Origin of the sequence: Arsenophonus endosymbiont of Bemisia tabaci Q2, from assembly GCF_902713415.1 — a bacterium.
Classification (GTDB): Bacteria; Pseudomonadota; Gammaproteobacteria; order Enterobacterales; family Enterobacteriaceae; genus Arsenophonus.
On record NZ_CACTIE010000032.1, the window covers coordinates 1 to 11,657 of the forward strand.

Genomic DNA, 11,657 nt, shown 5'->3' on the forward strand with positions numbered 1-11,657 from the left:
CTATTTATCGTTTATGAATCATCAATTTGTTATCTATGAAGTTGAAAATTACATTCAGTTTTATAATTATTATCGACGTCATTTAACGATTGGTTATTTACCGCCACATCAAAAATATTATGAAGTAAAGAATGCTGTTTAGATCTTCTACAGAATTTGTTGATTATTACAACTTGACTACTGAGCTATTACGCTTTCTTTAAATAATGGCTGCTTTTAAGTTAACATCTTGGCTGTCTAAGTCTTCCCACTTTGTTTTTTACTTAACCATGACTTGGGGACCTTAGCTGGCGGTCTGGGTTGTTTTTCTCTTCACGACGGACGTTAGTACTTGCCCTGTATTTCCCGTGATAATATTTTTTGGTATTCGTAGTTTGCATTGGACTGGTAAATTGAGATGACTCCCTAGCCGAAACAATGCTTTACCTCGAAGATGCATTCACGAGGCGCTACCTAAATAGCTTTTGGGGAAAAGCAGTTATCTCTTGGTTTGATTGGTTTTTTACTCCCAGCCACAAATCATTTGTTAATTTTTAACATTAGTCGGTTTGGTTTTTTAGTTAGTGTTACCTAACATTCAATTTGCCTATGGCTAGATCACTGGGTTTTGGGTTTATACTCTGCAACTTAACACCTAGTTAAGACTCGGTTTTTTACGGCTTTTTTATCTGGTTATTCTTGCTAAAGAATATAAATCGCTGACCCTTTACAAAAAGGTACGCAGTCACACTTTTTTGGGTGCTTTGACTGCTTGTACGTAGACGGTTTTAGGTTTTATTTCACTCTCTTTGCCGGTTTTTTTTGCTTTTCTCTCACGGTACTGGTTTACTATCGGTCAGTCAGGAGTATTTAGTTTTGTAGGACGGCCTCCCCATATTTAGACAGGATAACACGTGCCTTACTTTACTTTTTGAGTTTACAACACTTACTGTTTTAGATACGGGGCTATCACTTTTATTGCTGGCTTTTCTAAACTTTTCTCCTGCGGTAAATATTGATCTTGACTTTTGGGCTGCTCCGCGTTTACTCCTCGCTACTGCTACTGGGGGAATCTTGGTTGATTTTTTTCCGGGTACTGAGATATGTTTTAGTTTTTTTGGTTTGCTTTGTTTGACTATGAATTTATCAAACGATAGTACATTAATGCACTGGGTTTCCTCATTTAGACATCGCCAGCTAGTACGCTTTATATCAGCTTATCAGCTTATCAGCTTATCAGCTTATCAGCTTATCAGCTTATCAGCTTATCAGCTTATCAGCTTATCAGCAGCTTACTGACGCTTTTCGCAGATTAACACGTCCTTTATTGCTTTTGACTACTTAGGCATCTATTGTGTATGCTTTATTTTTGTTGGGCAGTGCGCGCAATGCTCATGTATTTTAGTACTTTTTGCTTGCTGTGCGCTGGCTGCCTCTAATTGCTGACTACTTGCTTATAACAATTTATCATGACAACAAAAACTCAACTGATTGGAGTTTTGAGAGTTTGCCACATTATTTTTTAATAATGTGTGTTTTAATTTTCAGCTTGTTCCAAATTGTTAAAGAGCATAATTGGTAAACCAATTTACTGAATTGGCTTAATCATTATTGCGCGATTTCACGTAAAGGAAAAAAATTACACAACGCTAAAAGCGTAATGCACCGCCTTTCTAAATCACTAAAGTGGCGTCCCCTAGGGGATTCGAACCCCTGTTACCGCCGTGAAAGGGCGATGTCCTAGGCCTCTAGACGAAGAGGACTTCAAGCTTTTTAGCCAATCTTAGATTGGCTTTACGACGCGCTATTTTATCAGACAATCTGTTTGAACACACTTACCTTTTACCTATTTAGGTAAGGAGGTGATTTAACCGCAGGTTCCCCTACGGTTACCTTGTTACGACTTCACCCCAGTCATGAATCACAAAGTGGTAAGCGCTATCTCAAAAGGTTAAAGCTACCTACTTCTTTTGCAATCTACTTTTATAGTGTGACGGGCGGTGTGTACAAGGCCCGGGAACGTATTCACCGCGACATGCTGATCTGCGATTACTAGCGATTCCGACTTCATGGAGTCGAGTTGCAGACTCTAATCTGGACTTTGACGTACTTTCTGAGTTTTGCTTTTCGGTTTGCCTCTCTCTGTATAAGCTATTGTAGCACGTGTGTAGCCCTACTCGTAGGGGTCATGATGACTTGACGTCATCCCTACCTTCTTCCGGTTTATCATCGGCAGTCTCCTTTGAGTTCCCGACCGAATCGCTGGCAAAAAAGGATAAGGGTTGCGCTCGTTGCGGGACTTAACTTAACATTTCACAACACGAGCTGACGACAGCTATTCAGCACCTGTCTTAGCGCTCCTGAAGGCACTTCTCTATCTCTAAAGGATTTGCTGGATGTCAAGAGTAGGTAAGGTTCTTCGCGTTGCATCGAATTAAACCACATTCTCCACCGCTTGTGACGGGCCCCCGTCAACTCATTTGAGTTTTAACTTTGCGGCCGTACTCCCTAGGCGGTCGATTTAACGCGTTAGCTTCGCAGGCCACAGTTCATGACCAAAACTTCCAAATCGACATCGTTTACAGCGTGGACTACCAGGGTATCTAATCTTGTTTGCTTCCCACGCTTTCGCACATGAGCGTCAGTCTTTGTCTAGGGGGCCCCCTTGTTTTCCCCACTGGTATTCCTCTCCACATCTCTACGCATTTCACCGCTACACATGGAATTTTACCCCCTCTCTACAAGACTTTAGCTAACCAGTCTTGAATGCTATTTTTAGGTTAAGCCTGGGGATTTCACATCGAATTTAATTAATTACTTGCGTGCCTTTTACGCCCAGTAATTTTGATTAATGCTTGGCTTGCACTCTCCGTATTACCGCGGCTGCTGGCACGGAGTTAGCCGGTGCTTTTTCTATCGCTAACGTCAATTGTCAAGGTTATTAACCTTAACATTTTCCTCACGACTGAAAGTACTTTATAACTCGAAGGCTTTCTTCATAAACGCGGCACGGCTGCACCAGGCTTACGCCCATTGTGCAATATTCTCTACTTTTGCCTTTTGTAGGAGTCTGGGCTGTTTCTTAGTCTCAGTGTGGCTGATTATCTTTTTAGCCCAGCTAGAGATCGTCGCTTAGGTGCGTTATTACCCCAGCTACTAGCTAATCTCATATGAGTTCATCCGAAGGTGTGAGGCCAGAAAATGGCCCCCACTTTTTTCTTAGAGATTATGCGGTATTAGCTACCGTTTTTAGTGGTTATTTTTTGCTTTCGGCTAGATCTTTATACTTTATTTACTCGTCCGCTGCTCGCCGGAAAGGAAGCAAGTTTTCTCTCGCTGCCGCTCGACTTGCATGTGTTAGGCCTGCCGCCAGCGTTTAATCTGAGCTATGATCAAACTTTTTAATTAAAAGCTTTATGCTCAATGCTCAAAGAATGTTTTACTGACCGTAACAGTTTTTTTAACTTGCTTTGCTGATTTTTTTACTACCTTTTCTGCTGCTGACTAAAATAACGTTACTGCATATTAGTTTATATATGAATTAACTGTCTTGTTACTCTTCAAGACTGTAAAATCAAATATTTTTAATGATGTCTTGCGATTGCCCACACAGATTGTCTGATTAATTGTTAAAGAGCGTGAGACCTAGGCTGCGAGGTGGCGTATATTAGGCTTTTCACCTGTAAAGTCAAGTAGTTATTTTTACTTTTTTACCTTGCCTCAAGAAAAATTTAATTTAATTGACTGGTTCTATACTGACTCAATTGACTGTGGTTCTATACTGACTCAGTGGGAGCGTATTATAGGCAGTTTTACGCAGCTCTGGCAAGAAATAATTTGTAAACTTTAGTCGTTTGCTCTTTTTTTAGACGAAAAGCAAAGAAAATAGCAATTTTTAATCAAATTTTTATTTAAGCGCATTAAATTCACGCGCAAAGTATTCGACTTTTTCCCAATCAGTATATTCAACCTCTTTATTTTTATTCGTTTCTCCGCCTGTTATTTTCATAATAAATTGGATCATAATACGATCTAACCATTTATATTGGGGATAACGTAGCGCTCCCGAAAACACATTAGTAATAGTTGGTTGCCACGGAATTTTAGCTAAAAATTTACGTACATAAACATTTGTTTCAGGTGTATCTTTTCCCTGTTTTCTGGCCATTAAATTAACGCCAAAAAATGCACTTTGGATAGTATTCAACTCTTTTTGGTGATTTTGCGCAAAATTCAAAACTGCAGGATTAAAATGACCATAACGGATTGATGCACCGACTAATACTTTTTGGTAGACAGAAAGATTAAAATTTTTATCCATATTTAAATCTCTAACATCACATTGCTTACCTTCTTTACGTAAATATTCAGTAATTTTAAGTATTATTTTTTTAGTCTGACCATTTTTACCAGAATAAAGTAGCAAATAGCTCATGTGTTACCTATAAAATTATATAAATGATTATTCCCGCCAAAAGGTTGGAGTGAAAAGAACAAGTAAAGTGAACACTTCCAATCGGCCAAATAACATAGTGACTATTAGGATCCATTTTCCCGTTGGATTCATGGTAGTAAAATTTTCAGCTACCGAGCCTAATCCTGGTCCTAGATTATTAAGTGTTGCCGCAATTGCGGAAAAAGCAGAAAATTCATCTACTCCGGTAGCAATTAACAATAATAAACTTATAATAAAAACCAATGCATAAGCAGAAAAAAATCCCCAAACAGCTTCAATAATACGTTCAGGTAATGCCTTGCAGCCTAATTTTATCGTGTAAACAGCATTTGGATGTACTAACCGTTTTAACTCCCGTGAACCCTGCAAGAATAATAGTAAAATTCGAATAACTTTTAATCCACCTCCGGTTGATCCTGCACACCCACCGACAAAAGCTGCGCAAAGTAACAATATCGGTAGAAAAAGCGGCCAATTTGCAAACCCATCGGTACTAAAACCAGCTGTTGTTGCGACAGAGACAACCTGAAAAAAGGCTTGATCAAATGTTTGTAATAGAGAATCATAAACTGAATGATATAGAAGTACTAAGGTACAAATGATTATCAAAACTATTTGAAAGCCGATAAATACTCTAAATTCAGGATCACGCCAGTAAATTGTCAGACTACGACCAGATAATACGGCAAAATGAAGCCCAAAATTACAGCCAGAAATCAGCAAGAAAATAGCAATAATTGTATTAATAGCAGGGCTATTAAAGTAGCCAATACTTTGGTCATGAGTAGAAAATCCACCAATAGCGACAGTAGAAAAACTATAGGAGATAGCATCAAAAACATCCATGCCAGCGCCCCATAATGCTATCGCGCAGACTATAGTAAGCAAAGCATAGATTAACCATAGTGTCTTTGCCGTTTCTGCAATCCTTGGACGCATTTTATTGTCTTTAAGTGGGCCAGGCATTTCTGCCCGATAAAGCTGCATTCCACCTACGCCTAATAAAGGTAATATGGCTACCGCTAAAACAATAATTCCCATGCCACCTAACCACTGTAGCATCTGTCGATAAAAGAGTATTGCTTTGGGTAAAGTGTCTAACCCAACCAATGTGGTTGCTCCAGTTGTAGTTAAACCGGAAAAAGATTCAAAAAAAGCATCGGTAACCGAAAGATGAGGCCGATCAGAAAAAATAAAAGGTAGTGCTCCAACACTACCTAACACGGTCCAAAAAAGGGCGACTATCAAAAAACCTTCTTTAGGTTTTAGATCATGTCGATTTTTTCTGTTTGGTATCCATAGTAACAATCCGATAATTAATGCCGCAAAAAAGGTTTGGCGAAAGGCGCTTCCTGCTCCATCTTGATAAATTAATGCCACTATACCTGGAATAATCATAGTGACAGAAAATAAGATAACAAGTAGCCCGACAATTCGGGTTATTGCTCGAAAATGCATGAGTGGTTCCTTGAGAATCTAGTTATAACATTAAGATTTACAGGTTAAATTTAATGCGCCTCTACTTAAATTACGTAATTTATCCGCAAACTTTTGTTCAACATTGATTGGTAATGAAATTTCTAATATCACATTTTCACTATATTCTCGCGCTAGGATCTGCTCTGCTGATTGTTGTATTAATTGCTCAATCATTTTTATATCCACATATTCACAATGTATTAAATAATATTTTTGTAGCACTTTTTGCTAGGTGTTTAAGAGGTTAAGTGCATGTTCAACACTGTTACCATAAGCTCTAACCAAGCCCCCAGTTCCCAATTTAATGCCGCCAAAATAACGCACCACAACGAGAGTAATTTCACCAATATGGCTAGATAACTGAGTGATCGTCGGCTTACCTGCCGTTCCTGTTGGCTCACCATCATCGGAAAAGCCTAATTTTTGGCAATCATCAGGCCTACCAGCAACATAGGCCGAACAATGATGGCGAGCATCAGGGTATTTATGTTTGATAGTTTGGATAAAAATTTTTGCTTCTGCAATTCCATCAGTATGTTCCAAATATGTTCCAAATAAGTAATGAAACGGCTTTTTTTAATCTCTTCGCTAACAACAACCGACTCTGCGGTTATCAAATAAGCATTCATTATTTTAAATATAAATTACGTGTCATATTTTCAACTTTATTCTCATATATAATGATATTATCTTCGACACGAATACCACCATAGGGCATAAAGGAGGCAATTTTAGACCAATTAAAATATTTACTAAACAATCCTTCGCGCCAGGGAGCTAATAGTGTCTCGATAAAGTAGAGACCAGGTTCAATAGTTAATACTATACCAAGTTGTAAGATCCAAGTGAAACGTAAGAAAGGGATAACATTCTGGTGCAGCCAAAGACTCTCCCGTTTCATCCTGCATCAATCCACCAACATCATGAACTTTTAATCCCAAAAGATGGCCTAAGCTATACGGGAAAAATGGTGTTGTAAGCCCTTTTTCTATCATTGTCTCTATACTGATATTGCAAATAATGCCATGATCTAGCAATAAAGATGCAATATGTTGATGCATCTGTTGATGATATTCAGTATAGCGAATACCGGTTTTAATTGTATCGATCAATATCTGCTGTTTACTATCCAAGCCGTTAATCAAATTAGCAAATTCATCATTATTTTTAGCCGCATAAGTACGCGTAATATCTGCTGCATAACCCTGATATTCAGCGCCCGCATCAATTAAAAAACTATACATTTTCTTTGGTGGCTGATATTTTAATTTAGTGTAGTGGAGTACTGAATAATTTTCATTGAGTGCAATAATATTACTGTATGGCACATCGATATCTCGCTGACCTCTAGCCTGAAAGTAACTAACATTAATATCAAATTCACTCGCTCCCTGATAGAAAGCCTCACTAGCGGCATGATGACCAGCTATTGCCATTTTCTGTGCTTGCTGTAAGCAACTCAATTCATAATTGGTCTTATAAGCCCGATGAAAATGAAAATAATCTAATACCGATTTGCGATTAATATTAACCGCTGAAATACCTAATTCTTTAGCTAGATCAATAGATTCACCAATATAACCAGTATGTTTTTTATCTAACTGAAATAACGATTTTTTAATATCATTAGCCTCCTTTAAATGGAACAACTCAACCTCTTTTAGCCAAAAGTTGTCCCGTAGAGGATCAATACTATGCCAATAATCAATTGGAGAATAAAACCACAGTTTAGGTTTACTAACTCCATCACCTAATAACCAACAATGGGCAACTTGTGTAATATAGCTAAACGACTTAATTTTGATTACACCATATTAAGTGCGAACAAAATATCTTTGTCGCATCCCACCAGCCCTCTTTTTTTGCATTTAGCTTGTGCCCATTTATGTTCAATTAGATTAAGATCTGGCGAATAGGTAGGCAAATATTCCACCATATAGCTAGGCGACTTAAAAATGATTACAAGTCATTACTCTATATCAGTAAATTTATATTGGAGAAAAACATATATTTTGTAATCAAAATTAAGTCGCTTAGCTATAACAGAAGATATACGTCCCTTAATCATTAAAGCACCGGCATCTTCGGCAGCATCTCTAAGATTTTGGTCGAACTGCTGTCGATCAAGATGTCAGCCACAACCATATGGGTCACGAATGAAATTGGTGGCTACCAACTGTGACCCACCCCAACAAGATAAATTTCCCTTATAGCTAAGCGACTTAATTTTGATTACAAAATATATGTTTTTCTCCAATATAAATTTACTAATATAGAGTAATTACTTGTAATCATTTTTAAGTCGCCCAGCTATATTTGATTAATCCAACGCGATACAGATGCAGAGCCAATCCGAAATTGCTTCGCTGTTTCTCGGATACTCAAACCTTCTTCTTCCATCGTAAATATTACTTTACGTCTAAAATCAATTGAATAGCTCATATAAATAATGTCATCAAAATTAAGTCGCTTAGCTATATTTTGTTCGCACTCAATATGATATAATCAAAATTAAGAGGGTACAATATCGGCTATTTGAGGATATAGAAGGATTTTATAACCATCTTGAAGCAGTGCTTAATATCTCGATTTATCAGAAAGCGTCACCCTGGGCAAATCATGAATAAATTGCGAGGTTTATTTACTCGAGCGCGTCCCGAAGTGCAGGAACTCGATATTTTGCGTCGCATTCTCACATCAATTGAAAAATGGCATAAATAATAGTTGAGTAAATTACTAGGTTAAATAATTGACTAAGACACTCTGGAATGACACAATTTTTGTCACATTTAACTATGGAGATATATTATGAGACTCACATCTAAAGGACGCTATGCAGTAACAGCCATGCTGGATGTGGCATTGCATTCAAAGACAGGGCCTGTGCCATTGGCTGATATATCGGAACGTCAAGGCATTTCTCTTTCTTATCTTGAGCAACTTTTTTCTCGACTTCGCAAAAACAAACTGGTTTCCAGTGTTCGTGGCCCTGGCGGCGGATATTTATTAGGTCGGGAAGCGAAAAATATTTTTATCGCTCAAGTGATTTCTGCTGTTGATGAGTCTGTTGATGCGACTCGTTGTCAAGGAAGAAAAGAAGGATGTCAAGGCGGAGAGCGTTGTTTGACCCATGCACTATGGCGTGATTTAAGTGACCGTATTATGGGTTTTCTTAGTAATATTAGCTTAGAAGAATTGGTCAATAATCAAGAAGTACAAGAAGTTGCTGATCGTCAAGATAACGATAAACACCATGTGAGAGCGACTCATCAATCCGAACCCATTATTAATATACGAGCATAAATTGCACGGTTCTACAAAATAGAATAATTGCAAAGTGATAAAATTTTGAGATGTTTTTAGTCTTATGGAGCTAGTGAGTTAATGAAACTACCAATTTATTTAGACTACTCGGCGACTACACCTGTTGATCCTCGTGTTGCTGAAAAAATGATCCAATGTATGACAATGGATGGAAATTTTGGTAATCCATCATCGCGCTCTCATGGTTTTGGCTGGCGGGCTGAAGAAGCTGTTGATATTGCGCGAAATCAGATTGCTGAATTAGTCAATGCGGATCCGCGTGAGATTGTTTTTACTTCAGGAGCGACTGAATCAAATAACCTGGCAGTGAAAGGGGTTGCCAATTTCTATCAGAAAAAAGGTAAACATATAATTACCAGTAAAACCGAGCATAAAGCGGTTTTGGATACTTGCCGTCAACTTGAGCGTGAAGGTTTTGAAGAGACTTACCTTTCACCACAAAATAGTGGTCTTATTGATTTACATGAACTTGAAGCGGCTATGCGTGATGATACAATTTTGGTTTCTATCATGCATGTCAATAATGAGATTGGAATCATTCAAGATATTGCCTCTATTGGCGAACTTTGTCGCAATCGAGGAATTTTTTTCATGTTGATGCTACCCAAGCGGTCGGTAAATTACCGATTGATTTGAGTAAACTAAAAGTTGATTTAATGTCTTTTTCAGCACATAAACTGTATGGACCAATGGGAATAGGTGCACTTTATGTGCATCGTAAACCCCGTATTCGACTTGAAGCCCAACAACATGACGGTGGTCGTGAACGAGGCATGCGCTCAGGAACATTACCTGTCCACAAAATTGTAGGAATGGGCGAAGCTTATCGGGTTGCTAAAGTAGAAATGGCGGTAGAATCTGATAGATTAAATGCCTTACGCCAACGTTTATGGAACGGCATTAAGAATATTGAAGAACTTTATCTTAATGGCTTCCTGGTAAATGGTGCACCTCATATTCTGAATATCAGTTTTAACTATGTAGAAGGTGAATCATTGATGATGGCACGCAAAGATTTGGCTGTCTCATCAGGTTCCGCGTGTACATCGGCAAGCCTCGAACCTTCATATATACTAAGGGCATTGGGAATGAATGATGAGTTAGCTCATAGCTGAATTCGTTTCTCCTTTGGTCGATTCACCACAGAAGAAGAAATCGATTATGCCATCCAGCTAATCCATAATGCGATAGGTCGGCTGCGTGATCTTTCTCAGCTATCGGAGATGTTTAAGCAGGGTGTCAATCTTAATAGCATTGAATGGGCTCATCATTAATAGACGGATTAAGGAGTTTACAATATGGCATATAGTGAGAAAGTAATTGATCATTATAAAAATCCACGTAACGTAGGTTCGTTTGATAATGATGATCCAATGGTGGGCAGTGGCATGGTAGGGGCACCTGCATGCGGTGATGTCATGAAGCTTCAGATCAAAGTCAATGACGCAGGCATCATCAAAGATGCGCGTTTTAAAAGTTATGGTTGTGGTTCGGCCATTGCCTCTAGTTCATTGGTAACGGAATGGATGAAAGGTATAGCTAAGCGACTTAATTTTGATTACACCATATTGAGTCCGAACAAAATATCTGTGTCGCATCCGAGCGCTCTTTTTTTTGCATTTAGCTTGTGCCCATTTATGTTCAGTTGGATTAAGATCTGGCGAATAGGTAGGCAAATATTCCACCATATGCCCCGCATGGATGATGACTTGTTGAATACTCTGTTTCTTGTGAAAAGTTGCATTATCCATCATGATTACACTGTTTTTAGGAAGTACTGGGATAAGGACTTGGGTGACCCATGCATAGAAAACATCGCTGTTAATATTGATATCAAATAATCCGATAGCAAACAGCGTTGTGCCCAATAAAGCGCCGATAACATTTGTTCTTCCTTTAGCTCCCCAGTTCTTGAGACCAACACACCGTTGACCTTTCGGGGAATAGCCGTGAGTCCGCGGGGTATCGTGTGAAAAACCACTTTCATCAATAAAAACAATATGCTTGCCTTCTTTTTCATACTGTTGTTTTTTTGTTGAAACGTTTGTCGAGTGTTTTCGTCGGCTTTCGGATGACGTAGAGTTTTTTATAGGTCAATCCCATTTTTTTAAGAGCTTGCCAAATGGCCTTCTGACAAACGCCAAAACGCTCTGCACGCTCTTTTTGGTAAGCATCTGGATATTGTTCAACATCTTTTATCAACTCGGATTTATCGATTTTTCGCTGACGCGTAGTCGATGCTTTTGGCTCTATTTGATTAATCCAACGCGATACAGATGCAGAGCCAATCCGAAATTGCTTCGCTGTTTCTCGGATACTCAACCCTTCTTCTTCCATCGTAAATATCACTTTACGTCTAAAATCAATTGAATAGCTCATATAAATAATGTCATCAAAATTAAGTCGCTTAGCTATATTT

The 11,657-nt window shown here is 38.4% G+C and carries 8 protein-coding genes, 1 tRNA gene, 2 rRNA genes and 5 pseudogenes; 4 read left to right on the forward strand and 12 right to left on the reverse strand.

All coding sequences use genetic code 11. The annotated features are described in order from the left end of the window. The 10 genes and pseudogenes from ARSQ2_RS11825 to ARSQ2_RS02245 all read right to left on the reverse strand — a co-directional run. Positions 1–1,355: ribosomal RNA gene (locus tag ARSQ2_RS11825) — 23S ribosomal RNA — on the reverse strand; the annotation flags it as partial. 311 nt (positions 1,356–1,666) lie between these two features. After that, positions 1,667–1,742: transfer RNA gene (locus tag ARSQ2_RS02210), tRNA-Glu, on the reverse strand. A gap of 92 nt (positions 1,743–1,834) precedes the next feature. Further along, a 16S ribosomal RNA gene (locus ARSQ2_RS02215) occupies positions 1,835–3,387 on the reverse strand. A 499-nt stretch (positions 3,388–3,886) separates the two neighbouring features. Next, positions 3,887–4,414 carry a menaquinone-dependent protoporphyrinogen IX dehydrogenase gene (gene hemG / locus ARSQ2_RS02220; RefSeq protein ID WP_181994219.1) on the reverse strand — a complete coding sequence of 176 codons (528 nt, stop codon included), beginning with the start codon at positions 4,412–4,414 and terminating at the stop codon, positions 3,887–3,889. A 27-nt stretch (positions 4,415–4,441) separates the two neighbouring features. Further along, a complete protein-coding gene (trkH, locus tag ARSQ2_RS02225) occupies positions 4,442–5,893 on the reverse strand; it encodes a Trk system potassium transporter TrkH (protein ID WP_181994220.1) in 1,452 nt (483 codons plus the stop codon). Between the two features lie 30 nt (positions 5,894–5,923). Continuing rightward, a pseudogene (locus tag ARSQ2_RS02230) lies at positions 5,924–6,543 on the reverse strand (YigZ family protein). Next, positions 6,543–7,710, reverse strand: a pseudogene (gene pepQ, locus ARSQ2_RS02235) (Xaa-Pro dipeptidase); the annotation flags it as partial. The pseudogenes ARSQ2_RS02230 and pepQ, both read right to left, overlap by 1 nt. An 8-nt stretch (positions 7,711–7,718) precedes the next feature. Further along, on the reverse strand, positions 7,719–7,850 hold the full coding sequence (locus ARSQ2_RS02240; RefSeq protein ID WP_181994221.1) for a transposase: 132 nt from the start codon (positions 7,848–7,850) through the stop codon (positions 7,719–7,721). A 195-nt stretch (positions 7,851–8,045) separates the two neighbouring features. Next, complete coding sequence (locus ARSQ2_RS13485) at positions 8,046–8,171, reverse strand: hypothetical protein (RefSeq protein WP_255487168.1); 126 nt, start codon at positions 8,169–8,171, stop codon at positions 8,046–8,048. 53 nt (positions 8,172–8,224) lie between these two features. Then, complete coding sequence (locus tag ARSQ2_RS02245) at positions 8,225–8,356, reverse strand: IS630 transposase-related protein (protein ID WP_181994222.1); 132 nt, start codon at positions 8,354–8,356, stop codon at positions 8,225–8,227. 89 nt (positions 8,357–8,445) lie between these two features. On the opposite strand from ARSQ2_RS02245, the pseudogene ARSQ2_RS12245 reads away from it, so the two are divergent. The 4 genes and pseudogenes from ARSQ2_RS12245 to ARSQ2_RS02260 all read left to right on the forward strand — a co-directional run. Next, positions 8,446–8,635, forward strand: a pseudogene (locus tag ARSQ2_RS12245) (tRNA (cytosine(32)/uridine(32)-2'-O)-methyltransferase TrmJ); the annotation flags it as partial. 87 nt (positions 8,636–8,722) lie between these two features. Further along, a complete protein-coding gene (gene iscR, locus ARSQ2_RS02250; protein WP_181994223.1) occupies positions 8,723–9,217 on the forward strand; it encodes a Fe-S cluster assembly transcriptional regulator IscR in 495 nt (164 codons plus the stop codon). An 81-nt stretch (positions 9,218–9,298) separates the two neighbouring features. Next, positions 9,299–10,512 (forward strand): annotated as a pseudogene (locus ARSQ2_RS02255) (IscS subfamily cysteine desulfurase). Positions 10,513–10,536: 24 nt separating this feature from the next. Further along, positions 10,537–10,773, forward strand: a pseudogene (locus tag ARSQ2_RS02260) (iron-sulfur cluster assembly scaffold protein); the annotation flags it as partial. On the opposite strand, the gene ARSQ2_RS02265 reads toward ARSQ2_RS02260, so the two are convergent. Together ARSQ2_RS02265 and ARSQ2_RS02270 are read right to left on the reverse strand one after the other, a co-directional pair. Beyond that, entirely contained in the window at positions 10,747–11,328 is a 582-nt protein-coding gene (locus ARSQ2_RS02265) for an IS630 family transposase (RefSeq protein ID WP_338078230.1), read from the reverse strand. The pseudogene ARSQ2_RS02260 and the gene ARSQ2_RS02265 overlap by 27 nt on opposite strands. Beyond that, complete coding sequence (locus tag ARSQ2_RS02270) at positions 11,255–11,617, reverse strand: IS630 transposase-related protein (protein ID WP_181994086.1); 363 nt, start codon at positions 11,615–11,617, stop codon at positions 11,255–11,257. Before ARSQ2_RS02270 ends, ARSQ2_RS02265 begins: the two co-directional genes overlap by 74 nt. Positions 11,618–11,657: the final 40 nt, after the last annotated feature.